This is a genomic window from Variovorax sp. PAMC 28711, from assembly GCF_001577265.1.
Lineage (GTDB): Bacteria > Pseudomonadota > Gammaproteobacteria > Burkholderiales > Burkholderiaceae_C > Variovorax.
This window is the reverse complement of record NZ_CP014517.1, coordinates 2975450-3000394: the sequence shown is the minus strand read 5'-3', so window position 1 is coordinate 3000394 and position 24945 is coordinate 2975450. Positions and strand designations below refer to the sequence as shown.

At 65.2% G+C, this 24945-nt stretch carries 24 protein-coding genes; 11 read left to right on the top strand and 13 right to left on the bottom strand.

Features of this window, described 5'->3' with window-relative positions:
• Positions 1-95: 95 nt before the first annotated feature.
• Both rpmB and rpmG read left to right on the top strand, forming a co-directional pair.
• Positions 96-329, top strand: a complete 234-nt coding sequence (gene rpmB / locus AX767_RS14600; protein WP_028251282.1) for a 50S ribosomal protein L28 — start codon at positions 96-98, stop codon at positions 327-329.
• A gap of 11 nt (positions 330-340) precedes the next feature.
• Entirely contained in the window at positions 341-514 is a 174-nt protein-coding gene (gene rpmG, locus AX767_RS14595; protein ID WP_007830291.1) for a 50S ribosomal protein L33, read from the top strand.
• A 121-nt stretch (positions 515-635) separates the two neighbouring features.
• On the opposite strand, the gene AX767_RS14590 is transcribed toward rpmG, so the two are convergent.
• Positions 636-1850: a DesA family fatty acid desaturase gene (locus AX767_RS14590; protein WP_068631998.1), complete on the bottom strand. Its 1215-nt coding sequence runs from the start codon at positions 1848-1850 to the stop codon at positions 636-638.
• Positions 1851-1981: 131 nt separating this feature from the next.
• Positions 1982-3253 (bottom strand): RsmB/NOP family class I SAM-dependent RNA methyltransferase, encoded by a 1272-nt coding sequence (locus tag AX767_RS14585; protein ID WP_068631997.1) that lies wholly within the window; start codon positions 3251-3253, stop codon positions 1982-1984.
• A 39-nt stretch (positions 3254-3292) separates the two neighbouring features.
• Between AX767_RS14585 and AX767_RS14580 the strand changes: the two genes are divergently transcribed.
• The gene (locus AX767_RS14580) at positions 3293-3529 is read left to right on the top strand and encodes a DUF1653 domain-containing protein (RefSeq protein ID WP_068631996.1); all 237 of its coding nucleotides are present in this window, start codon (positions 3293-3295) and stop codon (positions 3527-3529) included.
• On the opposite strand, the gene purN is transcribed toward AX767_RS14580, so the two are convergent.
• A complete protein-coding gene (gene purN / locus AX767_RS14575) occupies positions 3526-4134 on the bottom strand; it encodes a phosphoribosylglycinamide formyltransferase (protein WP_068631995.1) in 609 nt (202 codons plus the stop codon). The two genes, AX767_RS14580 and purN, sit on opposite strands and share 4 nt — an antisense overlap.
• Positions 4135-4275: 141 nt before the next feature.
• Between purN and AX767_RS14570 the strand changes: the two genes are divergently transcribed.
• From AX767_RS14570 to AX767_RS14560, 3 genes are all read left to right on the top strand, one after another.
• Positions 4276-5457 (top strand): acyl-CoA dehydrogenase family protein, encoded by a 1182-nt coding sequence (locus tag AX767_RS14570; protein ID WP_068631994.1) that lies wholly within the window; start codon positions 4276-4278, stop codon positions 5455-5457.
• Positions 5458-5494: 37 nt separating this feature from the next.
• Positions 5495-6610: an acyl-CoA dehydrogenase family protein gene (locus AX767_RS14565; protein WP_068631993.1), complete on the top strand. Its 1116-nt coding sequence runs from the start codon at positions 5495-5497 to the stop codon at positions 6608-6610.
• A gap of 87 nt (positions 6611-6697) precedes the next feature.
• Positions 6698-8080: an alpha/beta fold hydrolase gene (locus tag AX767_RS14560; RefSeq protein WP_068631992.1), complete on the top strand. Its 1383-nt coding sequence runs from the start codon at positions 6698-6700 to the stop codon at positions 8078-8080.
• 17 nt (positions 8081-8097) lie between these two features.
• On the opposite strand, the gene AX767_RS14555 is transcribed toward AX767_RS14560, so the two are convergent.
• Positions 8098-8658: an HNH endonuclease gene (locus AX767_RS14555; protein WP_068633735.1), complete on the bottom strand. Its 561-nt coding sequence runs from the start codon at positions 8656-8658 to the stop codon at positions 8098-8100.
• Between the two features lie 177 nt (positions 8659-8835).
• Here AX767_RS14555 and AX767_RS14550 point away from each other — a divergent pair, with 177 nt between their 5' ends.
• The 4 genes from AX767_RS14550 to AX767_RS14535 all read left to right on the top strand — a co-directional run bounded on the left by AX767_RS14550 (position 8836) and on the right by AX767_RS14535 (position 15049).
• Complete coding sequence (locus AX767_RS14550; RefSeq protein ID WP_068631991.1) at positions 8836-9873, top strand: bifunctional riboflavin kinase/FAD synthetase; 1038 nt, start codon at positions 8836-8838, stop codon at positions 9871-9873.
• 118 nt (positions 9874-9991) lie between these two features.
• Positions 9992-12850: an isoleucine--tRNA ligase gene (ileS, locus tag AX767_RS14545; RefSeq protein WP_068631990.1), complete on the top strand. Its 2859-nt coding sequence runs from the start codon at positions 9992-9994 to the stop codon at positions 12848-12850.
• Positions 12850-13350, top strand: a complete 501-nt coding sequence (gene lspA, locus AX767_RS14540; RefSeq protein ID WP_068631989.1) for a signal peptidase II — start codon at positions 12850-12852, stop codon at positions 13348-13350. Before ileS ends, lspA begins: the two co-directional genes overlap by 1 nt.
• A gap of 37 nt (positions 13351-13387) precedes the next feature.
• Positions 13388-15049 (top strand): Na/Pi cotransporter family protein, encoded by a 1662-nt coding sequence (locus tag AX767_RS14535; protein WP_068631988.1) that lies wholly within the window; start codon positions 13388-13390, stop codon positions 15047-15049.
• Here AX767_RS14535 and AX767_RS14530 read toward each other — a convergent pair.
• On the bottom strand, positions 15046-16056 hold the full coding sequence (locus tag AX767_RS14530) for a bile acid:sodium symporter family protein (protein ID WP_068631987.1): 1011 nt from the start codon (positions 16054-16056) through the stop codon (positions 15046-15048). The genes AX767_RS14535 and AX767_RS14530 overlap by 4 nt on opposite strands.
• 70 nt (positions 16057-16126) lie before the next feature.
• Here AX767_RS14530 and AX767_RS14525 point away from each other — a divergent pair, with 70 nt between their 5' ends.
• Entirely contained in the window at positions 16127-17023 is an 897-nt protein-coding gene (locus AX767_RS14525; RefSeq protein WP_068631986.1) for a LysR family transcriptional regulator, read from the top strand.
• Here AX767_RS14525 and AX767_RS14520 read toward each other — a convergent pair.
• The 8 genes from AX767_RS14520 to AX767_RS14485 form a co-directional block, all read right to left on the bottom strand.
• Complete coding sequence (locus AX767_RS14520) at positions 17010-17402, bottom strand: response regulator (protein WP_068631985.1); 393 nt, start codon at positions 17400-17402, stop codon at positions 17010-17012. The two genes, AX767_RS14525 and AX767_RS14520, sit on opposite strands and share 14 nt — an antisense overlap.
• 49 nt (positions 17403-17451) lie before the next feature.
• The gene (locus AX767_RS14515) at positions 17452-18438 is read right to left on the bottom strand and encodes a quinone oxidoreductase family protein (RefSeq protein WP_068631984.1); all 987 of its coding nucleotides are present in this window, start codon (positions 18436-18438) and stop codon (positions 17452-17454) included.
• Positions 18439-18481: 43 nt separating this feature from the next.
• Positions 18482-19285 carry an SDR family oxidoreductase gene (locus AX767_RS14510; RefSeq protein WP_068631983.1) on the bottom strand — a complete coding sequence of 268 codons (804 nt, stop codon included), beginning with the start codon at positions 19283-19285 and terminating at the stop codon, positions 18482-18484.
• 9 nt (positions 19286-19294) lie between these two features.
• A complete protein-coding gene (locus AX767_RS14505) occupies positions 19295-20263 on the bottom strand; it encodes a DMT family transporter (RefSeq protein WP_068633733.1) in 969 nt (322 codons plus the stop codon).
• Positions 20241-21854 (bottom strand): gamma-glutamyltransferase family protein, encoded by a 1614-nt coding sequence (locus AX767_RS14500; protein ID WP_068631982.1) that lies wholly within the window; start codon positions 21852-21854, stop codon positions 20241-20243. The genes AX767_RS14505 and AX767_RS14500 overlap by 23 nt, the downstream gene beginning before the upstream one ends.
• Before the next feature lie 4 nt (positions 21855-21858).
• Entirely contained in the window at positions 21859-22830 is a 972-nt protein-coding gene (locus AX767_RS14495) for a tripartite tricarboxylate transporter substrate binding protein (RefSeq protein ID WP_068631981.1), read from the bottom strand.
• A gap of 104 nt (positions 22831-22934) precedes the next feature.
• Positions 22935-24446: a tripartite tricarboxylate transporter permease gene (locus AX767_RS14490; RefSeq protein WP_068631980.1), complete on the bottom strand. Its 1512-nt coding sequence runs from the start codon at positions 24444-24446 to the stop codon at positions 22935-22937.
• A 10-nt stretch (positions 24447-24456) separates the two neighbouring features.
• Positions 24457-24945 (bottom strand): tripartite tricarboxylate transporter TctB family protein, encoded by a 489-nt coding sequence (locus AX767_RS14485; RefSeq protein WP_068631979.1) that lies wholly within the window; start codon positions 24943-24945, stop codon positions 24457-24459.

Genomic DNA, 24945 nt, shown 5'->3' with positions numbered 1-24945 from the left:
GGGGTTACCGCCACCCGTTCTTGGCGAGGTCAAGCTGCAACCCACCCCGCAATACCGTTGCGACGGGTGCCAGCTGTTCATGAAAGAGTGTCCACATGGCACGCGTATGTGAAGTCACGGGCAAGGGCCCGATGGTCGGAAACAATGTTTCCCACGCCAACAACAAAACCAAGCGCCGGTTCCTGCCGAACCTGCAATACCGTCGTTTCTGGGTCGAAACAGAAAACCGTTGGGTGCGTTTGCGCGTTTCGAGCGCCGCCCTTCGCCTGATCGACAAGAACGGCATCGACGCCGTGCTCGCAGACCTGCGCGCACGCGGCCAAGCTTAAGGAGCTGAATCATGGCAACGAGCAAAGGCGGACGCGAAAAGATCAAGCTGGAATCCACCGCGGGTACCGGCCACTTCTACACGACCAGCAAAAACAAGAAGACGATGCCTGAAAAGATGTCGATCATGAAGTTCGACCCTAAGGCGCGCAAGCACGTCGAGTACAAGGAAATCAAGCTGAAGTAAATCAGCCTGAGCCACAAAAAACCCGCTGCGATCCAGCGGGTTTTTTGTCGCCTTCAGTTTGTGATCACACATAAAAAAGCCGGCTCGAAAGCCGGCTTTCTCAACAGACCGCCCGACCCAATCAGGCGCGTGCAGCCCGCAACCGGACCGAGAACTCGTGCAGCGCAGCAATGCCGCTGGCTTCGGCACGGTGGCACCAGGCGGCGAGATCCACAGCCAGTTGCTCGCGCGACTGCGAGGTGTTTAACCACAGCTGACGAAGTTCTTCGCGCATCGTGACCATCTTGTCGATCACCGGGTGTGCCGCGCGGGCCTGCACCAGGGTCGGCTTGGCCGCAGCCGGCACCTTGTCGTCGTCCCGGTGCAGCCAGCGATTGGCCGACTTCAGCACCGACAAATCGGCGCCCTTGGACTTGAGTTGCGCCAGCTCGTCCTTGACGGTGCTGCGCATGCCGCGGGCGTAACCGGCCATCACTTCGTAGCGATTGGCGATCACCGCCTCGAGCGTCTTTTCGTCGGCCACCGGGCGAACCTCGCCGATCAGCATCTTTGGCGGCACCTTCTTGACCTTGGCCCAGCCAACGGCCTGGAACATCTGGATATAAAGCCAGCCAATGTCGAACTCGTATTTCTTGACCGAGAACTTGGCCGATGTCGGATACGTGTGATGGTTGTTGTGCAGCTCTTCGCCGCCGATGATGATGCCCACTGGCGAGATGTTCCGACTGGCGTCCACCGCCTCGAAATTGCGGTAGCCCCAGAAATGGCCGATGCCGTTCACCACGCCGGCCGCCCAGAACGGGATCCAGAGCATTTGCACGGCCCACACGGCCAGACCGATCGCGCCGAACAAGGCCAGGTTCAGGATGAGCATGACGCCCACACCCTGCCAGCTGTAACGGGTGTACAGGTTGCGCTCGATCCAGTCGTCAGGTGTGCCGTGGCCGTAACGGGCCATCGTTTCCTTGTTCTTCGATTCCTTGCGATACAGCTCGGCGCCGCGCCACATGACTTCGTCGATGCCCTTGACTTGCGGGCTGTGCGGGTCTTCTTCCGTCTCGCACTTCGCGTGGTGCTTGCGGTGAATCGCGACCCATTCCTTGGTCACCATGCCGGTTCCCAGCCACAGCCAGAAGCGGAAGAAGTGCGAAGGGATCGGGCCCAGATCCATGGCCCGGTGCGTTTGCGTGCGGTGCAGGAACACCGTCACACCCACGATGGTGATGTGCGTGGTGACGAGCGTGTACAACACGATTTGCCACCATGTGAGGTTCCACAAGCCGTGTCCGAGCCAGTCGATGGCCGCGCTCAGGACGGCCCAATCAGGAAGCAACATTGAGTCAGGTACTCCATGGCCACACGAAGGTGCAGCCTTAAGATAACCACAGATTTTACGGCTGCGGGGCCAAATTGAGGCCCTTTATCCTTGGCAAACCGTGTGATTACCACTTCTTTGGAGCGTCGCGCCTACTTGCGGTTCCACACGGCGGCAAAGAAACCGTCCGTCGCGTGAAGGTGGGTCCAGAGCCGCAGGTAGCGCGTACCGGTTTCGCCGCCGGCGCAAAGCCCTTCCGCACCCTCCACTTTCAACGCCTTGAGCAACTCACCGGCATCTTGGGGCTCGAAATCGGGATTCGCCGCTCCGAAAGCTTCCGCGATGGCCTCGTTTTCTTCCGGCAGAACACTGCAGGTCGCGTACACGAGGCGGCCGCCCGACTTGAGCAGCCGGGCTGCGCTTTGCAGGATCGCCGTTTGTTTGGCGGTGAGTTCGGCCACCGACTGGGGCGACTGGCGCCATTTCAGGTCGGGATTGCGCCGCAAGGTGCCCAACCCCGAGCACGGCGCGTCGACCAGCACACGGTCGATCTTCCCCGCCAGCCGCTTGACGCGGTCGTCGCGCTCGTGCGCGATGGCGGCCGGATGCACATTTGACAGCTTGCTGCGCGCGAGGCGCGGCTTGAGCGCGTCGAGCCGGTGCGCCGACGTGTCGAATGCGTACAGGCGACCGGTATTGCGCATCGACGCGCCGATCGCGAGCGTCTTGCCGCCGGCACCGGCACAGAAATCCACCACCATTTCGCCACGCTTGGCGTCGAGGATCAGCGCGAGCAGTTGCGAGCCCTCGTCCTGGACTTCAACCGCACCGCGCGCGAAGGCGTCGAACTTGTTGAGCGCCGGCTTGCCGTCGATGCGCAGGCCCCACGGCGAAAAGGGCGTCTCGAGGGCCGGCACGCCGGCTTTCTTGAGTTCCGCCTTCACATCGGCGCGCTTGTCATTGAGCGTGTTGACCCGCAGGTCGAGCGGCGCGGGCTGCTGGAGGCTTTCGACCAGCGGCCAGAACCCGTCGCCCAACTGGGCCTTCAGCGGCGTGACCAGCCACTCCGGCAGGTTGTGGCGATGGCGGTCGAGCAGGTCGTCCGGCTTGACGGCGTCGCAGTTGTCGAGCCAGCGCTTTTCGGTGTCGTTGAGCGCGCTCTTCAGAAAATCGCGCGGGCCGTAGAAGCCCAGGATCGCCATGCGCCGCTCCTTGGAGCCGCTGCCCGAGGGCGAGAGGTGGTCGAACAGCAATTTCTTGCGCAGCACGGTGTAGACGGTTTCCGCCAGGGTGGCGCGCTCGCGTGGGCCGAATTCACGGTGCTCGCGAAAAAAGCGCGAAACGACCTGGTCGGCGGGATGATCAAATTTCAGGACGAGGCCGACCAGATCGGTGGTCGCCTCCAACAGGGCTTTGGGGTGCATGGGTCGATTGTCCCATCCGCGCCCTCCGACAATGCCGGCATGAACGACGACGACCTGCCCCCACTGATCGCCACCCCGCCGGGACGCTACCGCCACTACAAGGGCGGCGAGTACGACGTGCTCGACACCGTACGCCACAGCGAGACGCTGGAGCCGATGACCTTGTACCGCGCGCTCTACGGACAGCGCGGACTGTGGGTCCGTCCTGCCGCGATGTTCGGCGAGACCGTGGAAATCGATGGCGTGGTGCGCCCGCGCTTCGAGCGAATCCGCTAGCCGCCGCGCAGGCCTTCGTCCGCGTTTTCGGTCCGAAGCCACCGTTCCACGGCCGCCGGATAGAGACGGTGCTCCTGAGCCAGCACCCGTCGGGCCAGATCTTTCGCGGTGTCGCCGGGCAGGACCGGCACCGCGGCCTGCGCCAAGATCGGGCCGTGATCGAGCTCCGTCGTCACCTGGTGCACCGTGACGCCGGCCACCTGGCAGCCCGCGTCGATCGCGCGCTGGTGCGTGTGCAGACCCGGAAAAGCCGGCAACAGCGACGGATGGATATTGATCAGGCGCCCCGCATAGCGCGCCACGAAGCCCGGCGTCAGGATGCGCATGAAACCGGCGAGCACCACCAGCGCCGGCGCATGCACGTCGATGGCGGCGGCCAGCGCCGCGTCGAACGCCTCGCGTGACGCGAATGCGGTGTGGTCGACCACCGTGGTCGCCACGCCGTGCGCGGCCGCCAGCGTCAAGCCGGCAGCCGCCGGCTTGTTGCTCAGCACCGCAACCACCCGGGCGTCGAAACGCGCGGCCCAGCGCTCCCGCTTGGCGGCTCGCACGATGGCCGCCATGTTGGAGCCGCTGCCGGAAATCAGGATGACGATGTTCTTCATGGAAGGGCGGGATTATCTGTTCTCCCTTCCGCGGGGGAAGTTGTCGCCGCGCGGACATCGAAAATCAGCACGACCGTGCTAAAACACCGGATTCCGGAGACAGCGCCACACCGGCGCCCCGATCAACTGAGCGAGGCACGCATGGATTTGAGCTTCACGCCCGAAGAACAGAAGTTCCGCGAAGAGATTCGCGCTTGGGTCAAAGAAAACCTTCCCGAAGAGATCTCCCACAAGGTCCATAACGCGCTCGAACTGACGCGCGCGGACCTGCAACGCTGGGCCAAGATCCTCGGCAAGAAAGGCTGGCTGGGCTACGGCTGGCCCCAGGAATTCGGCGGACCGGGCTGGACCGCGATCCAACGTCACCTGTTCGAAGAAGAAACCGCACTGGCCGGCGCCCCGCGCATCATCCCTTTCGGCCCTGTCATGGTGGCGCCGGTGATCATGGCCTTCGGCAACGCCGAGCAGCAAAAACGCTTTCTCCCAGGCATCGCCAGTGGCGACGTCTGGTGGAGCCAAGGCTACAGCGAGCCGGGATCGGGTTCCGACCTGGCTTCGGTCAAAACCAAGGCGGAGCGCGTCGGCGACAAATACATCGTCAATGGCCAGAAGACCTGGACCACGCTCGGCCAGTACGGCGACTGGATGTTCAACCTCGTGCGCACCAGCAACGAGGGCAAGCCGCAGACCGGCATCTCGTTCCTGCTGCTCGACATGAAGTCGCCCGGCGTGACGGTTCGTCCGATCAAGCTGCTGGACGGCGGCCACGAAGTGAACGAAGTGTTCTTCGACAACGTCGAAGTGCCGGCCGAGAACCTGATCGGTGAAGAAAACAAGGGCTGGACTTACGCCAAGCACCTGCTGAGCCACGAGCGCACCAACATCGCCGACGTCAACCGCGCCAAGCGCGAGCTGGAACGGCTCAAGCGCATCGCCAAGAGCGAAGGCGTCTGGGAAGACCAGCGCTTCCGCGACGAGATCGCCAAGCTCGAAGTCGACGTCGTCGCGCTCGAGATGATGGTGTTGCGCGTGCTGTCGGCAGCCAGCTCGGGCAAGAACTCGCTCGACGTCGCCGGCTTGCTCAAGATCCGCGGCAGCGAAATCCAGCAGCGCTACAGCGAACTGATGATGCTGGCCGGCGGCCCTTATTCGCTGCCGCTCATCCGCGAAGCGATGGAAGCCGGCTACCAGGGCAACTTCCCCGGCGGCAACCCGGCGCTCGCGCCGCTCACGTCGACCTTCTTCAACATGCGCAAGACAACCATCTACGGTGGTTCCAACGAAGTGCAGCGCAACATCGTCGCGCAGACCATCCTCGGCTAAGCCTTCGACAACGCTCAGGACGAACGGAGATACACACATGGATTTCAATTTCACCGACGACCAGGAACAGCTGCGCGACGCAGTTCGCAAGTGGGTCGACAAAGGCTATGACTTCGAGCGCCGCCGCAAGATCGAAGCGGCGGGCGGCTTCTCGCGCGAGGCATGGAACGAGGTCAACGAACTCGGCCTCGGCGGTCTCTACATTTCCGAAGACGACGGCGGCCTGGGCATGGGCCCGGTGGCCGGCATGGTCGTGATGGAAGAACTGGGCCGCGGGATCGTGCTCGAACCCTTCGCGCAGACGCTGGTGTCGAGCGGCGTGATCAGCGGCTACGCCGGCGCCGACGTCAAGGCCCAGTGGCTGCCGCGTCTGGCCGGCGGCGAGGCGATCGTGGTGCTCGCCTACCAGGAGCGCAAGGCGCGCTACAAGCTCGACGTGTGCGCGGCCAAGGCGACGAAAGTCGGCGACGGCTACACCGTGAACGGCACCAAAAGCCTCGTCGCGGTCGGTGACGAAGCGGATGCCTATCTCGTGCCGGCGCAGCTCGACGGCAAGATCGCACTGTTCCTGGTCGAGCGCGCTGCCAGCGGCGTCGAATCACGCGGCTACAGCACGCAGGACGGCGCCCGTTCGTCCGAGGTCGTGTTCGACAAGGCCGCTGCAACGCTGGTCACGACCGACGGACTCGCGGCGCTCGAGCACGCGGTGGACATCGGCATCGCAGCCCTGTGTGCCGAAGCCGTCGGCGTGATGGACAAGACCGTCGCGCTCACCATCGACTACATGAACCAGCGCAAGCAGTTCGGCGTGGTCATCTCCACCTTCCAGGCACTGCGCCATCGCATCGCAGACATGAAGATGCAGCTCGAACTGGCGCGCTCGATGAGCTACTACGCCACGCTCAAGCTGAACGCGCCCACGGAAGAACGCCGGCAGGCGATGGCTCGCGCCAAGTACCAGCTGGGCCTGTCGATGCGCTATGTGGCCGCCAATGCGGTGCAGCTGCACGGCGGTATCGGCGTGACCGATGAATACATCGCCAGCCATTACTTCCGCAAGCTGACGCAAATGGAGATGACTTTCGGCGATACGCTGCACCACCTGGAAGAAGTGTCGAGCCGCATGAACGACACTGCGGGCGTCTTCGCCTGACCATGCGAGCGCTATCTTCTTGATCGCCATTCGCGCCCGCCAGCATCGCGCTGGCGGGCGTTTGTATTTGGAAAACCGAGACACCCGATGCCCACCCGTCGCCATCTGATTGCCAGCGCCCTGGCCACCTCCTTGCTTGCCGCCTGCAGCACCATGAACGTTTCGTCCAGCGACCGACCGCCGATTGTCTTCGTGCATGGCAACGGCGATTCGGCCGCGCTGTGGCAGACGACGATGTGGCGCTTTGAATCGAATGGCTGGCCACGCGATCGGCTGTTCGCTGCCGATCAGCCCTACCCGCTTGCACGCGACAACGACACCGCTGCGCAGCCGGGGCGCACGTCGACGGCGGAATCGTCGGCTTTCCTGAAGGCAGAAGTCGACAAGGTGCTGAAGGCGACCGGGGCGAGCAAGGTGGTGCTGATCGGCAATTCGCGCGGTGGCAACACCATCCGCAACTACGTGCAGAACGGCGGTGGTGCAGCCGTCGTGAGCCATGTGGTGCTCGGCGGCAATCCGGCGCACGGCATCTGGGCCATCCAGGGCTTCAACGAGCAGAGCGAGTTCTCGGGTCTGTCGACCTTCATGCGGCAGCTCAATGCGCCCAAGGGACCGAATGGCGACGAGGTCACGCCCGGCGTGAAGTGGCTGACCCTGCGTTCGGACAGCAACGACAAATACGCCCAACCCGACGGCGTGTGGATCGGCGCGCCCGGCAAGCCGACGAACATCGGCTACGACGGACCGGCGCTCAAAGGCGCGACCAACGTCGTCCTGCCCAAGGCCGACCACCGCGAGACGTCTTTCTCGCCGGCGGCGTTCGCGTCGACCTGGCAATTCCTGACGGGCGAATCACCGAAGTCGCCGGTCATCGCGACGGAAGCGAGCCTGGTCCTCGACGGTCGACTGACGGGCCTGGGTCTTTCCAGCACCGACCCGGCGGGCGGCCAGTTCACCAACAACCTCGCGCTGGTCGGCGCACAGCTGGCCGTTTACGCGACCGATCCCGCCACCGGTGCACGGCGCGGCGAGGCGGCCTATCGCAAGACCATCGCCGCCGACGGCCGCTGGGGGCCGTTCGCAGCGCAAGCCGGCACCGCGTACGAGTTCGAGATCACCGCGCCAGGCTACGCAACGACACACATCTATCGGAGCCCGTTCGCGCGCAGTAGTCAGGTGGTCAACCTGCGGCCCGACCGCATCCTGCCGCCCGATGCCGATGCGAAGGCCATCGTGATCTTCACGCGGCCGCGCGGGTACTTCGACGCCCAGCGCGACACCATGCGCTTCGACGGCCAGACCACGCTTGCCGGTGTGCCGCCCCAGGGCGCAGGCGTGTCGAGTTCCAAGCGCAAGCTGGCGACCGATGCGCAGCGCACGGTGACAGCCGAATTCAACGGAGAACACGTCACCGGCCAGACCTGGCCGGCCGCGCGAGGCCACATGACCTTGCTGGAACTGACCTACTGACCGCCTCGCGGGCGAGGTCAGTTTTCGTGCAGCCGCGAGGAATGCGGCAGATGCGCCATCAGGAACTCCATCTGGTCCGCCAGGATGCGGCGATTGCGCAGGATGAAGTCTTCCCACAGGCTGGGCACATACGGCGCATAGAGCAGCGGCATGTGCGCCTGTTCGGGCGTGCGGCTGCTTTTTCTGTGATTGCACGGCTTGCAGGCCGTGACCACGTTCATCCAGGTGTCGATGCCCTTTTGCGCGAACGGAATGATGTGTTCGCGCGTGAGCTCGTCTTCGGGGAAGTGCCTGCCGCAGTAGGCGCAGACGTTTCGGTCGCGCGCGAAAAGCTTGCTGTTGCTGAGTCCGGGGCGCTGCGTGAAAGGGTTGATGCGGGGCACGCCCTTGGTGCCGATGATGCTGTTGATCGCAATCTGCGATTGCTTGCCGGTGACGGCGTTGTGCCCGCCGCGGAACACCGCCACCTGGGCGCCCACTTCCCAACGCACCTCGTCCGCGGCGTAGTGGATCACCGCCTGTTCAAGCGAAATCCACGACTGGGGCAGCCCTTGGGCCGACAGCTTCAAGACCTTCACCACACGCCTCCTCATCACAGGGAAGAACAAAGGAAAGACCAGGGACACGGAGCACGCCACCTGCCGATGGCAACTGACGCACTGCGTCACAATATACCGGCTTTGTGACAAATCGCTCTTGCGCGCTGATCCAGCGGGCGCAGGTTGCTATCAAAAAGATACCGATCGACAACGCCTATGCAGGTTTTCCGCGGCTTCAGACACCCCGGCGTGGCATCCGCCTGCGCCCTCACCATCGGCAATTTCGACGGCGTGCACCGCGGCCACCAGGCGATGCTGGCCTTGTTGCACACCGAAGCGCGCCAGCGCGGGCTGCCGAGTTGCGTCATGACCTTCGAGCCGCATCCGCGCGACTATTTCGCGGCGCTCGCCAAACGGCCCGAACTGGCGCCGGCGCGCATCGGCACGCTGCGCGACAAGCTCACCGCGCTCGCCGAATGCGGCGTGGCGCAGACCATCGTGCTGCCCTTCGACGCCCGGCTGGCTTCGCAAACGCCCGCCGAATTCATCCAGCAGGTGCTGCTCGACGGCCTGGGCGCGCGCTATGTCCTGGTGGGCGACGACTTCCGTTTCGGCGTCAAACGCGCGGGCGACTACGCGATGCTGGACGACGCCGGTCGGCAGCACGGCTTCGACGTGGCCCGCATGAACAGCTACGAAGTGCATGGCATTCGCGTGTCGAGTTCCGCCGTGCGCGAGGCGCTGGTCGAAGGCCGCATGGCCGATGTCCAGGCGCTGCTCGGGCGGCCCTACGCGATTTCCGGCCATGTAGTGCACGGCCGCAAGCTCGGACGCACACTCGGCGCAACGGCACCTGGCCGCGATGATGGTTTTCGCACGCTGAACCTGCGCTTCAAGCACTGGAAGCCGGCGGCCAGCGGGATCTTCGCGGTGTGGGTTCATGGCCTCGCGGCCACGCCGCTGCAAGGCGTCGCCAACCTGGGCGTGCGGCCCTCGCTGGACGCCAACGACGTGAACGCCGGCCGCGTTCTGCTCGAAACGCACTGCCTCGACTGGCCCGCCGAACTCGGGGTTGAAGGGGCCTACGGTAAAATCGTCCGCGTGGAACTGCTGCACAAACTGCACGACGAATTGCGCTACACCAGCCTCGAAGCCCTGACTGCGGGCATCGCGAAGGATGGCGCGGACGCACGCGCCTTCTTTGCGTCGAGCCACGCCGAAACCCACCGTCAGACCACACGCGACCGAATTTAGGGCGGGAAGCCGATCCCGCTCCTTCGTCATTCCGTCGTGTCCGGCGCCCAGTTCTTCTGCGCTGCACGCACCTATCGATTCTTCTCGCGCTGCAGGTCGGCGCAGATTCTGGAACCTCATGGCTGACAACACCCCCGCCGGCGGCACCGACTACCGTGCCACCCTGAACCTGCCCGACACCCCGTTTCCGATGCGCGGCGACATGGCCAAGCGCGAGCCTGGCTGGGTCCAGCAGTGGGAAGACGAAGGCCGCTATCAGCGCCTGCGCGACGCGCGCATGGGCGCGCCCAAGTTCATCCTGCACGACGGCCCGCCCTATGCCAACGGCCAGATCCACATGGGTCACGCGGTCAACAAGATCCTGAAAGACATGATCACCAAGGCGCGGCAGCTCGAAGGCTTCGACGCGCTTTACGTGCCGGGCTGGGACTGCCACGGCCTGCCGATCGAGAACGCGGTCGAGAAGAAGCACGGCCGCAAGCTGAGCCGCGACGACATGCAGGCCAAGAGCCGCGCCTTCGCGACCGATCAGATCGCCCAACAGATGGTGGATTTCAAGCGCCTGGGCGTGCTCGGCGAATGGGACCATCCGTACAAGACCATGGACTTCGCCAATGAAGCGGGCGAGCTGCGCGCGTTCAAGCGCGTGATCGAGCGCGGCTTCGTCTACCGCGGCCTGAAGCCGGTGTACTGGTGCTTCGATTGCGGCTCCTCGCTGGCCGAGTTCGAGATCGAATACGCCGACAAGAAATCACAGACCCTCGATGTCGCGTTCAAGTCGCACGAGCCCGCCAAACTCGCAGCGGCTTTCGGCCTGCCTGCGCTCGACAAGGAAGCCTTCGCCGTCATCTGGACCACGACCGCATGGACCATCCCGGCGAATCAGGCGATCAACCTGAACCCCGAGCTGGACTATTCGCTGGTCGACACCGAGCGCGGCCTGCTGGTGCTTGCGAATTCGCTGGTCGAAATGTGCATGACCCGCTATGCGCTGGACGGCAAGGTGCTGGCCACGGTCAAGGGCGAAGCGCTCGGCGGGCTTGAATTCGAGCATCCGCTTTACGACGTGAAGGATGAGAACGGTGTTCAGGGCTACAAGCGCCTGTCGCCGGTCTACCTGGCCGACTACGCGACCGCGACCGACGGCACCGGCCTGGTCCACTCGTCGCCCGCCTACGGCGTGGACGACTTCAACTCCTGCATCGCCCACGGCGTGGCCTACGACGACATCCTGAACCCCGTGCAGGGCAACGGCAGCTATGCCGCCGACTTCCCGCTGTTCGGCGGCCAGAATATCTGGAAGGCGGTGCCCGAAGTGATCGCCGCGCTGCGCGATGCCGGCCGGCTGATGACCACCGAGGCGATCACGCACAGCTACCCGCACTGCTGGCGCCACAAGACGCCGGTGATCTACCGGGCCGCGGCGCAATGGTTCATCCGGATGGACGAAGGCGATGGCGTCTTCACCAAGGACAAGGCGCCGAAGACGCTGCGCCAGACTGCACTCGAAGCCATCGAGCAGACGACCTTCTATCCCGAGAACGGCAAGGCGCGCCTGCACGACATGATCGCCAACCGGCCTGATTGGTGTATCTCGCGCCAGCGCAGCTGGGGCGTGCCGATCCCATTCTTCCTGCACAAGGATTCGGGCGAACTGCATCCGCGCACGATGGACATCCTCGACCAGGCGGCCGACATCGTCGAGCGGGGCGGCATCGAAGCGTGGAGCCGCGTCACGGCCGAGGAAATCCTGGGCGCCGAAGACGCGGCCTGCTACACCAAGAGCACCGACATCCTGGAGGTGTGGTTCGACTCGGGCTCGACCTTCTGGCACGTGCTGCGCGGCACGCATCCCAATGTGCACCACGAGACCGGCCCCGAAGCCGACCTCTACCTCGAAGGCCACGACCAGCATCGCGGCTGGTTCCACTCGTCGCTCCTGATCGCCTCGGCACTCGAAGGCCGCGCGCCTTACAAGGGCCTGCTCACGCACGGTTTCACGATCGACGCGCAGGGCCGCAAGATGAGCAAGTCGCTCGGCAACGGTCTCGACCCGCAAGAGGTCAGCAAGAAGATGGGCGCGGAAATCATCCGCCTCTGGGTGGCTGCGAGCGACTATTCCGGCGACATCGCCGGCGACGACAAGATCCTCGCGCGCGTGGTCGACAGCTATCGCCGCATCCGCAACACGCTGCGCTTCCTGCTGGCGAACACCAGCGACTTCGACGTGATGAAGGACGCGGTGCCGCTCGGGCAGATGCTGGAGATCGACCGCTACGCGCTCAGCCGCGCGGCGCAATTCCAGGCCGAGGTGCTCGCGCACTACAAGATCTACGAGTTCCATCCGGTGGTGGCCAAGCTGCAGATCTACTGCTCGGAAGACCTGGGCGGCTTCTACCTCGACATCCTGAAGGACCGGCTCTACACCAGCGCGCCGGGCTCGCTGGCACGACGCAGCGCGCAGACCGCGCTCTGGCACATCTCGCAGGCGATGCTGCGCTGGATGGCGCCGTTCCTGAGCTTCACCGCGGAGGAAGCGTGGAGCGTGCTCGGCCACCGCGAGTCGATCTTCACGCAGGTCTACAGCGAATTCGCCGCGCCCGACCAAGCCCTGCTCGCCAAGTGGACGCGCATCCGCGAGATCCGCGACGGGGTGAACAAGGAGATCGAAACCGTGCGTGCCGAAGGCAAGGTCGGCTCGTCGTTGCAGGCTTCTCTCCGATTGACGGCCGGACCGGAAGACCACGCGCTGCTCGCCTCGCTGGGCGACGACCTGAAGTTCGTGTTCATCACCTCCGCCATCGATCTGATCGCCGGCCCGACGATCTCCACGGGCGTCACCGCCTGTGCCGACACCAAGTGCGAGCGCTGCTGGCACTACCGGGCCGACGTGGGCCACGACCCGGCGCATCCGACGATCTGCGGACGCTGCACGAGCAACCTGTTCGGCGCTGGCGAGCATCGGAGCTTTGCCTGATGGCCCGCTCGATCTCACTTTCGCGCGGCGGCAGCATGTGGCCCTGGCTGGGCTGGGCGGCGATCGTCCTGATCGTCGACCAGTTCACCAAGACGCTGATCCTCGGCTACTACCGGCTCGGCGACCACACGCCGATCACCGGCTTCTTCAACATCGTGCGGGCCCACAACACCGGCGCTGCCTTCTCGTTCCTGGCCGATCATTCAGGCTGGCAGCGCTGGCTGTTCACGGTGATCGGCATCGCGGCGGCGGGCTTCATCGTGTGGATGCTCAAGTCGCACGCCGGCCAGAAGCTGTTTTCGTTCGCGATGGCCTGCATCCTGGGCGGCGCGATCGGCAACGTGATCGACCGCATGCTGCACGGCTACGTGGTCGACTTCCTCGACTTCTATGCGGGCAACTGGCACTTTCCGGCCTTCAACGTGGCCGACAGCGCGATCACGCTGGGCGCAATTTGCCTGGTGCTCGACGAGATCCGGCGCGTCAGACGCGGCAAGTGAACCCCGCCAAAGTCGGGGCGTATAGTCCCCGGCTTCCATGAAGCATTTACTCAACCTGCTGGCAGCCGTCGCGTTGCTGGTGTGGGGAACCCATCTCGTTCGCACCGGCGTGCTGCGCGTCTTCGGCGCCAACCTGCGCAAGATCCTCGTGCGCAGCATGCGCAACCGGTTCACCGCAGCACTTTCGGGCATCGGCGTGACGGCGCTGGTGCAGTCGAGCACCGCCACCTCGCTGATGACCTCGTCTTTCGTGGGGGCCGGCCTGGTCACTTTGCCGGCCGCGCTGGCCGTGATGCGGGGCGCCGATGTCGGCACTGCGCTCATGTCGGTGCTGTTCTCGACCGACCTCTCGTGGTTGTCGCCGCTCTTCATCTTCGTCGGCGTGGTGCTCTTCATCACGCGCTCGGCCACCGCCGCCGGCCGCATCGGGCGGGTGCTGATCGGGCTCGGGCTGATGTTGCTGGCTTTGCAACTGGTGGTCGAGGCGACCGGGCCGCTCTTCACGTCGCCCGTGGTGCGCGCCCTGCTCGCTTCGCTCAACAGCGACGTGCTGCTCGAGATCACCATCGGCGCGGTATTCGCGGTGGTGGCCTATTCGAGCCTGGCGGTGGTGCTGCTGGTGGCGGCGATGGCCAGTTCCAACGTGGTGCCGCTCGACGTGGCGCTGGGGCTCGTGCTGGGCGCCAACCTGGGAAGCGGCTTGCTGGCGGTGCTGACCACCGCGAAGTCCTCGGTCCCGGTGCGCCAGGTGACCGTCGGCAACCTCGCCTTCAAGCTGGCGGGCGTCGCCATCGCCGCGCCCTTCGTCGGCCTCTACCTGCGCGAGGCGCGGCACTATGTGTCGGACGCGACGCAGCTCGTGGTGCTGTACCACCTGGCCTTCAATGTGTTCGTGAGCATCGGCTTCATCGGCTTCACCGGCTGGGTCGCCAGGATCGTGTCGCGCCTCATGCCGATGCCGGTCGAGAACACCGGCACGCAGCGCCCACACCATCTCGACCCGTCGGCCATCTCGACGCCGTCGCTCGCCATTTCGAACGCGGCGCGCGAGGCACTGCACCAAGCCGACATCGTCGAGACCATGCTCATCGGCATGCTCAACGTGATCCGCCACAACGACCTGCGACTCGCGCAGGAGCTGCGCAAGCTCGACGACACGGTCGACCAGCTCTACTCCGCGATCAAGTACTACATGACGAAGATCTCGCGCGAGGCCCTCGGCGAGGAAGAGAGTCAGCGCTGGACCGACATCATCAGCTTCACCATCAACATGGAGCAGATCGGCGACATCATCGAGCGGGTGATCATCGACATCGAGGACAAGAAGATCAAGCCGCAGCGCAATTTCTCGGAAGCCGGCATGGCCGAAATCGTCGAACTCCACGAGCGGCTGGTGGCCAACCTGCGGCTGGGCATGAGCGTGTTCCTGAACGGCAACGTGCGCGATGCGCAAAAGCTGCTGCAGGAGAAGGAGCGTTTCCGCGACCTCGAACGCGCCTACGCGGCGACCCACCTGGTTCGACTGTCCGACCAGACCGCGCTGAGCATCGAAACCAGCTCGCTGCACATCGACCTGATCAGCGACCTGAAGCGCATCAATTCGCACATCTGCTCGATCGCCTACCCGATCCTCGACTCCGCCGGCGCGCTGGCACCGAGCCGGCTGCGCGCATCGCGCCTGGGCGAGCTCGACGCCTAGCCCGTCGTCGTGGTCGACGCCGGGGCGGGCGTCTCCGGGCGGGTCACCACCAACCGGCGCGCATAACGCTGCGCGAGCACCGCGCACACCATCAGCTGGATCTGATGAAACAGCATCAGCGGCAGCACGATGGCGCCCACCGCGTGCGAGGCGAACAGCACCTTCGCCATCGGGATGCCGCTGGCCAGGCTCTTCTTCGAGCCGCAGAACACGATGGTGATCTCGTCCTCCTTGTCGAAGCCGAGCTTTCGCGCGAGCACGGTGCTCAAAACCAGGGCGAGCGCCAGCAGCACGCCGCAAACGAGCAGCAGGCCCAACAGCGCCGACATCGGCACCTGCTTCCACAGTCCCTCGATGACGGCCGCGCTGAAGGCGGTGTAGACGACCAGCAGGATCGAGCCCTGGTCGACGAACTTGAGCACGCCCGCGCGCTGCTTGATCCACTGGCCGATCACGGGCCGCATCAGGTGGCCGACCACGAAGGGCAGCATCAACTGCAGCAGGATGCGCCCGATCGCATCGAACGATCCGCTGGTCCCGCCTTTCACGACGAGCAGGTTTACCAGCAGCGGCGTGACGAACACGCCGAGCAGCGTCGAAGCCGATGCGCTGCACACGGCGGCGGGGATGTTGCCCCGCGCCATCGAGGTGAAGGCGATGGCCGACTGCACCGTGGCGGGCAACACGCAAAGGAACAGCACGCCGGTGTAGAGCTCAGGCGTCACGAGCGGCGACAGCACGGGCTTGAGCGCCAGCCCCAGCAGCGGAAACATCGCGAAGGTGCAGCCGAACACCAGCAGGTGCAGGCGCCAGTGCGTGACGCCCGCCAGGACGGCCTCGCGCGACAGCTTGGCGCCATGCATGAAAAACAGCAGGCCAATCGCCACGGTCGTCAAGCCTTCGAAGAAATGCCCGGCGGTACCGTTGGCCGGCAGCAGGCTGGCGAGCGTGACGGTCGCGAGCAGCGCGAAGGTGAAGTGGTCGGGGAGGAATTTGGGACGGGCCATGGCACCGATTGGACCGCCACCCGATTCAAAAGAGAAATGGATTTATTTGATGGATATATGATTTCCCAGCATGAATATCACCTTGCGCCAGCTCCGCGTTTTCCGCTCGGTGGCAGCGGGCCGCAACTTCAGCCGCGCCGGCGACGAGATCGGCCTCACGCAACCGGCCGTGAGCCGCGCCATCGGCGAGCTCGAGGCGCAACTCGGCCTGCGGCTGCTCGACCGCACCACGCGCGAGGTCACGCTGACGGTGGCGGGCCAGTCGTTGGCAGCGCGGCTCGACCGGGTGCTCGACGAACTCGACCAGGCGCTGCACGACGTCGCCGGCCTGGCCGATGCCCACGGCGGCAAGGTGCGCGTGGCGAGCAGTCCCACGCTGTCGGCCAACCTCATGCCGGCCTGCATCGCGGCCTGCGCCGTGCAGGCGCCAAGCATCCGCTTCATGCTGCTCGACCGCATCCAGCAGGACGTGCTGGACAGCGTGCGCAACGGCGCAGTCGACTTCGGCCTGGTCATCGAACCGTCGTCCACCGAAGACCTGACGTTCGAAACCATCCTCAGCGATCCGTTCGTTCTGGTGACGCCGGAAAACCACGCGCTCGCGCAAAAGAAAAACGTGCGCTGGTCGGCGCTGGACGGCTTGCCGCTGGTGCTGCTCGATCACGCCTCGGGCAGCCGTCGCCTGATCGATGACGCGCTCGCGCAGCATGGCGCGGTGTGCGATGTGCGGCAGGAGCTGGGCCACCCGACGACGGTGTTTCGCATGGTCGAGGCGGGCATCGGCATCAGCGTGATGCCGGCACTGGCGTTGCCGGCGGCAGGCCTCGGCGCCCTGGCTGCGCGACCACTGCTGCCGCGTGTGCAGCGCAACATCATGTTGATCCGCCGGCGCAATCGCGCCTTGTCGCCCGTCGCCGAACGCGTGTGGGCGCTGGTGCGTGAGACCGTCGCGGCTAGTGCACGTTGAGCTTTTCCTGGCGGCGACGCAGGCAGTAGTCGATGAGGTCTTCGATCTCGGTTGCCTTGTCGAACACCGCATCGGCGCCGAGTTCGGCGCAGCGCTGGCGCACCAGTTCCGTGGTGTGGTTGCTCAGCACCACGATCTTCTGGCTGGGCAACCGGTCCTTGCAGGCTTCGAGCACCCGCATGCCGCTGCCTTCCTTCAGGAACAGGTCGACGATCAGCAAGTCCCACTGCGTCGGATTGCGCAGCAGCCACGCCAGTCCCTGGGCCTCGGATTCCGCCTGACCCACCGGCTCGACCCGGGCCACCTCGCGCAGCGTTCCCGCGAGGTTTTCGCGGATCGTAGGGTTGTCCTCGACGATGAAGGTTCTGACGGTTTCCATGCACTCGACGCTATCAAGAAGAGGAAGCGCGACGGGTAGGACGGAAACCTCAGAGCGTGAGAATGGTGCAACCCGTTGTCTTGCGCGCCTCGAGATCGCGGTGCGCCTGTTGCACGTCCGCCAAGGCATAGCGCTGGTCGATCGGGATCTTCACCGCACCGCTCGTCACCAAGGCGAACAGATCGTCCGCGGCCGCCTGCGTCGACTCGCGCGTGGCGATGTGGGTGAACAGCGTCGGCCGCGTCACGTAGAGCGAACCTTTCGACGCCAGCAAGCCGAGATTGACCGGCGGCACCGGCCCGGACCCATTGCCGAAAACCGCAAGCAGTCCGAAGGGGCGCAAGCAGTCGATCGAGCCTTCGAAGGTGTCCTTGCCGACCGAGTCGTACACCACCTTCACGCCCTTGCCGCCGGTGATTTCCTTGACGCGCGCAGCGAAGTTCTCGGTGCTGTAGTTGATCGCGTGTGCGGCGCCATGGTCCAGCGCCATCCTGCATTTGGCATCGGTGCCTGCGGTGCCGATGAGTTCCAGTCCGAGCGCCTTGGCCCACTGACAGGCGATGAGGCCCACGCCACCTGCGGCCGCGTGAAAGAGGATGGCGTCGCCCTTGTGCAGGCCTTCGGCTGGCAGCGTTTTCTTGAGCAGGTACTGCACCGTGAGGCCCTTGAGCATCATGGCGGCGCCGGTCTCGAAGGAGATGGCATCGGGCAGCTTGCACACGCACTTGGCGGGCATCACCCGCAGCTCGCTGTAGGCACCCGGCGGCGCGCTGGCATACGCGGCGCGGTCGCCGGCCTTCAGGTGCGTGACGCCCTCGCCCACCGCTTCCACGATGCCGGAGGCTTCCATGCCGAGCTGCAGCGGCATCGCGAACGGATAGAGACCGCTGCGCTGGTAGGTGTCGATGAAATTGAGGCCCACCGCCTTGTGGCGGATGCGGATCTCGCCGGGGCCGGGTTCCCCGACATCGACCTCGACGATCTTGAGTTCTTCAGGACCGCCGGGGCGATCGATGCGGACGGCTTGGCTCTTCATCGTGGTGTGCTCCAAAGAAAGACGGGCATGGTGCCACGGTGGCTCAATACGTGCCCGGATACGCGCCGCCGTCGGCCAGCACGTTCTGGCCGTTCATGTAGCCCGCCTGGACGCTGCACAGGAACGCGCAGATCGCACCGAACTCTTCCGGGTTGCCGAAGCGCCCGGCCGGAATCGACTTCTGCCGCGCGGTGCGGATCGCGTCGACGTCCTGGCCGGTCTTGGAGGCCGTGCTGGCCAGCGTGCCCTTCAAGCGGTCGGTGTCGAACGCGCCGGGCAGCAGGTTGTTGATCGTCACGCCCTTGGCCGCCAGACCGCTGCGCGCCACGCCGGCCACGAAACCCGTCAGCCCGCTGCGCGCGCCGTTCGACAGACCCAGAATATCGATCGGCGACTTCACCGAGCTCGATGTGATGTTGACGATGCGCCCGAACCCGCGCGCCGCCATGCCGTCGACCGTGGCCTTGATCAGCTCGATCGGCGTGAGCATGTTGGCGTCGACGGCCTTGATCCACGCATCGCGGTCCCAGTCGCGGAAATCGCCGGGCGGCGGGCCGCCGGCGTTGGTGACGACGATGTCGTAGTCCTTGTGCATCGCGAACGCCGCGGCGCGGCCTTCGGGCGTCGTGATGTCGGCCGCGACGTATTTGACGAAAGGCGCCGTGGCGTCCGTGCCGCCTGCGCGCGCTGCGGTCAGCCTGGCCGCCGCGGCTTCGAGCGCCTCGGCACCGCGCGCCACGATAACGACGTTGACGCCCTCTTGCACCAGCGCCAGTGCCGAGCCGTAGCCCAGGCCCTTGCTCGCGCCGCAGACCAGTGCGGTCTTGCCTTTGATTCCGAAGTCCATGTTGTCTCCTTAACGCCCTTGACGGGTAAACACAAAAATGCCGGCGATCACCAGTGCCGTACCGGCCGCGATCCAGGCGGTGAAAGGCTCGCCGAGGATGACGACGCCCATGAGGATGGTCGACAGCGGCCCGACCATGCCGGTTTGCGCGGCGACCGCGGCGCCGATGCGCTCGATCGCCATCATGACCATGAGCACGGGCACCGCGGTGCACAGTGTCGCGTTCAACACCGACAGCCAGATGACTTCAGGCGCCACCTCGACCGCGGCGCTCATCGGCCGCAACACCACGAACTGCGCGATGCACAGCACGCACGCCACGCTGGTCGCGAGGCCGACGAGGCGCAGCGAGCCGAGCTTTTTCACGAACTCGCCGCTGTAGACCAGGTAGCCGGCATAGCTCACCGCACTCAGGAAGCACAGCAGTGCACCCCAGGCCGCAGAACCGCCGCTGCGTCCCGCGGTGGTGCCGCCGAAGATCTCGTGACCGAACACCAGCAGCACACCCGCGTAGCTGATCACCATGCCGATGATCTGCCGGCGCGACGCGCGACGCCGGTACAGCAGCCAGCCGAACAACAGCACCAGTGTGGGATTCAGGTACAGGATGAGGCGCTCGAAACTCGCGCTGATGTACGCCAGCCCGGCGAAATCGAGAAAGCTCGCGAGGTAGTAGCCGGAGAAGCCGAGCCCGAAGACACCGATCCAGTCGCGCGTGGTGAGCGCGGGCTTGCCGCGGCCCGCCCACCACGCCATCACGGCGAACAGCGGCAGCGCGAACAGCATGCGCAGCATGATCAACGTGACCGCATCGACGCCGTGGCGGTAGGCCAGCTTGACGATGATCGCCTTGCCGCTGAACGCGATCGCGCCGAGGGTGGCGAGGATCAGGCCGGGCGCGATGCTTTTGGCAGCGGTTGGCGCGGGCAGGACGGACGTGGCGCGCACTGCTTCCTTAAAAGCCCGCGGCCACGCCATCGCGGCGCGCGTCACTGGCGGCGACGTAGCCTTCGACGGCCGGATCGCCCATCTTCCAGATGAACTGGCCGGCGCCGAAGTCCTGGTAGGCGTCGTTGATGACGTCCATCTGATGGCCCAGCGCGGCGAGGCCTTCGATGGTCGCTGGCTTCATTCCGGGCTCGACATTGATCTCCAGGCCGGCGTTGAAACGCCAGCGCGGCGCATCGCACGCGGCCTGCGGGTTCTGGCCGTAGTCGATCATGCGCACCAGCGTTTGCATGTGGCCTTGCGGCTGCATGTTGCCGCCCATCACGCCGAAGCTCATGACCGGGGCACCGTCCTTGGTGAGGAAGGCGGGAATGATGGTGTGGAACGGCCGCTTGCCCGGCGCGACCACATTGGCGCTTGCCGCATCGAGGCTGAAGCCATGGCCGCGGTTCTGCAGACTGATGCCGAACTCGGGCTCGACGCACCCCGAACCGAAGCCCATGTAGTTGCTCTGGATGAAGCTCACCATCATCCCGCTCTCGTCCGCGGCGGTGAGGTAGATGGTGCCGCCCTTGACCGGGTTGCCGACCTGGAAGTCCTGTGCTTTCTTCACGTCGATGAGTCTGGCACGCGATGCGAGGTAGCTGTCGTCGAGCATTTGCAGGTGCGTCAACGCCATCGACGATGACTCGGCCACATGGTGGTACACGTCGGCGAAGGCGAGCTTCATGGCCTCGATCTGCAGATGCTGCGACTCGACCGAATCGACCGGCAGCGACGCGATGTCGAACTTCTCCAGGATGCCGAGCGCAATCAGCGCGGCGATGCCCTGCCCGTTCGGCGGGATCTCGTGCAGCGTGTAGCCGCGGTAGTCGCGCGAGATGGGCTCGACCCATTCGGGCTTCCAGGCCGCGAGATCGCTTGCCTTCAGGCTGCCGCCGTTGGCGGTCGAAAACTTCTCGAGTGCCTCGGCGATTTCGCCGCGGTAGAACGCTTCGCCGCGCGTGGCGGCGATCGCCTTGAGCGCCCGCGCAGCCGCCGCGAAGCGGAACAGCTCGCCGACTTCAGGCGCGCGACCCCACGGCATGAAGCCCTGCGCAAAGCCGGGTTGCGAGGCGAGCAGCGGCGTCGCGGCCGCCCATTTCCCCTGCACCACGGGCGGGATCAGGTAGCCGCGCTCGGCGGTCTCGATGGCCGGTGCCATGAGGTCGGCGAACGGCAGCTTGCCGAAACGCTCCGACATCGCGACCCAGCTGCCCACGGCGCCGGGCACGGTGACCGAATCCATCCCGCGCTGCGGCGGGGTGCGCGCATCGCCGCCGTACTTGCGCTTGAAATACTCGGGCGTCCACGCGGCGGGCGCGCAGCCGGAGCCGTTGAGCCCATGCAGCTTCTGGCCGTCCCACAGGATGCAGAACGCATCGCTGCCCAGGCCGTTGCTGACCGGCTCGACGAGCGTCATCACCGCGGCGGTTGCCACGGCGGCGTCTACCGCGTTGCCACCCTGCTGGAGGATGCGCAAGCCGGCCTGCGCGGCGAGCGGGTGCGAGGTCGACACGACGTTGCGTGCGAACACCGGCGTACGGGTCGAGGTGTAGGGGTTGGTGTAGTTGAATTTCATGGCTTCATTCCGTCGTGATCTTGCGTTCGGTGATGATCTTTTTCCACTTGGCCGCATCGGCGGCGACGAGTGTGGCGAGTTGCTGCGGCGTGCTGGCGGTCGGCTCGATCCCGAGGCGCGCGAGCTTGTCGCGCACGTCCGGATCGGCCAGCGCCTGGTTGGCCGCGGTATTGATGCGAGCAACCAGTTCGGGCGGCAGTGCTTTCGGTCCGTAGAGACCGAACCAGGTGTTCGATTCGAAGCCCGGCAACGTTTCGGCGATGGCCGGCAGATCGGGCGCGAGCGGGCTGCGCTTGAGCGAGGTGACGCCCAACGCGCGCAGCCGGCCGTCGCGCACATGCGGCATGCCAGTCGGCAGTGAATCGAACATCACGTCGACCTTGCCGCTGATGAGGTCAGGGATCGCGAGCGCGGTGCCCTTGTACGGAATGTGCAGCACGAACACGCCCGCCTGCGACTTGAAGAGCTCGGCGGTGAGCTGCACGATGGTGCCGTTGCCGCTCGACGCATAGTTCAGCTTGCCGGGATTTGCCTTCGCATAGGCGATCCACTCGGCCACCGTCTTCGCCGGGGCGGTGTTGGGCACCAGCATGATGCTCGGCGCGTCACCGACGTGCGCGATCGGCGTGAAGTCGCGCACCGTGTCGTACGGCAATTTCGGCGTGATCGCCGGGCCGACCGAGTGCGTGCTCGTGGTGGCCAGGAGCAGCGTGTAGCCGTCGGGCACGGCCTTGGCCGCGAGGTCGGAGCCGATCGCGCCGCCGGCACCGGGCTTGTTGTCGACCACCAGCGTGGTGCCGAGTTTCTCGCCCATCTTCTGCGAGAGGGTGCGCGCGAAAAGATCGGTGGCGCCGCCCGCCGGAAACGGCACGACGAGGCGGATCGGCTTGGTCGGATAGCCCTGCGCAAATGCCGCCGGGGCCACGGCGGTGCAGGCCGCGCACAGCAGGGCGCGAAGAAGGTCGATGCGTTTCATGGATTCGATTCTGACGGTTCCGATGGATTCACGTGCCAGCCCCGCAAAGCAAAGCGGCACCCGGAGGTGCCGCTGAATGCAGGCGCTGTGCCAGCGCGTGCCGATTACTCTTCGACGAAGGCTTCTTCGCGTTTCGACTTGACCGCCGGTAGCAGCACGATGATGAGCAGCAATGCTGCCGCGCCGAGCAACGTCGCCGAGATTGGCCGCGTGACGAACACGCTCCAGTCGCCCCGCGACAGCAGCAACGCCCGTCGCAGGTTTTCTTCCATCATCGGGCCGAGGATGAAGCCGAGCAGCAAAGGCGCCGGTTCGCATCCGAGCTTGAAGAACAGGTAGCCCACGAAACCGAAACCACCCACCATCCAGATGTCCCAGGTGTTGTTGTTGGTCGAGTACACACCGATGGCACAGAACAGCACGATCGCCGGAAACAGGTACTTGTAGGGCACCGACAGCAGCTTGATCCAGATGCCGATCAGCGGCAGGTTCAGGATCACCAGCATCGCATTGCCAATCCACATCGACGCGATCAAGCCCCAGAACAGTTCGGGGTTGCTGGTCATGACCTGCGGGCCCGGCTGGATGTTGTGGATGGTCATGGCGCCGACCATCAGCGCCATCACGGCGTTGGGCGGAATGCCCAGCGTCAGCAGCGGGATGAACGAGGTCTGCGCGCCGGCGTTGTTGGCTGCCTCGGGCGCAGCCACGCCGCGGATGTTGCCCTTGCCGAAAGGCACTTCGCCCGGCTGCAGCTTGGTCTTCTTTTCCATCGTGTAGGCCGCGAAAGCTGCCAGCAACGCGCCGCCACCTGGCAGGATGCCCAGCGATGCGCCGAGCGCCGTGCCACGCAGGATGGCGGGCACCATGCGCTTGAAGTCTTCCTTGGTCGGGAACAGGCCGGACACCTTGGCGGTGAACACTTCGCGCTCGTCCTCCGGACGCGACAGGTTGGCGATGATTTCGCCGTAGCCGAACACACCCATGGCAATGGCGACGAAGCCGATGCCGTCGGTCAGTTCAGGCACGTCGAAGCTGAAGCGCGCCACGCCGGAGTTCACGTCGGTGCCGACCAGGCCGAGCAGCAGGCCGAGCACGATCATGGCAATGGCCTTGAGCAGCGAACCCGACGCCAGCACCACGGCGCCGATCAGGCCGAGAATCATCAGCGAAAAATACTCGGCCGGGCCGAACTTGAAGGCCAGTTCGGTGAGCGGGGGCGCGAACGCAGCGAGGATCAACGTGCCGACGCAGCCGGCAAAGAAAGAGCCGATGCCGGCGGCCGCGAGTGCGGGTCCGGCGCGGCCCTTGCGCGCCATTTGGTAGCCGTCGATCACGGTCACCACCGAGGACGATTCGCCCGGCAGGTTGACCAGAATGGCGGTGGTCGAGCCGCCGTACTGCGCGCCGTAGTAAATGCCGGCCAGCATGATCAGTGCCGACACGGGCGGCAGCGCGTAGGTGGCAGGCAGCAGCATCGCGATGGTCGCGACCGGGCCGATGCCCGGCAACACACCGATCAGGGTGCCGAGCACGCAGCCGAGCAGGCAGTACAGCAGGTTGGTGAAGGTGAACGCAACGCCGAAGCCGAGCGAGAGATTGGCAATCAGATCCATGGTCGTGTCCTCAACCCGTGATGAAGGTCGGCCAGACCTGAATCTGGAGCTTGAGCGCCCAGATGAATGCAACGTAGCTGCCGGCAGCCAGTACCGTCGCGAGAACCAACACCTTGGGCAGGTTGAACTCGCTGCCCGCCAGGCTGGAGATGATGACCAGCGCATAGATGCCGACGATCATGCCCATGGCCGGCACGCCAAAGCTGGGCAGACCGCCGAGCAGGATGCCGAATGCCAGATTGGCGCCGATGATGAAAAAAATCTGCTTCCAGGCCCACTTGCCGATCGGCTCGCCGTCTTCGGTCTCGACCGTCAGGCCCGAGAACATGATGCCCAGTCCGATCAGGGCCATCACGATGCCGAGCATCAGCGGAAAGTAGCCGGGGCCCATGCGGGCGCCATTGCCGACGTTGTACGTGCTGGCGCCCCACGCGAAGGCGATGCCGACGACGGTGAACATCACCCCTGAAAAGAAGTCTCTTTGACTTTTGATTCTCAC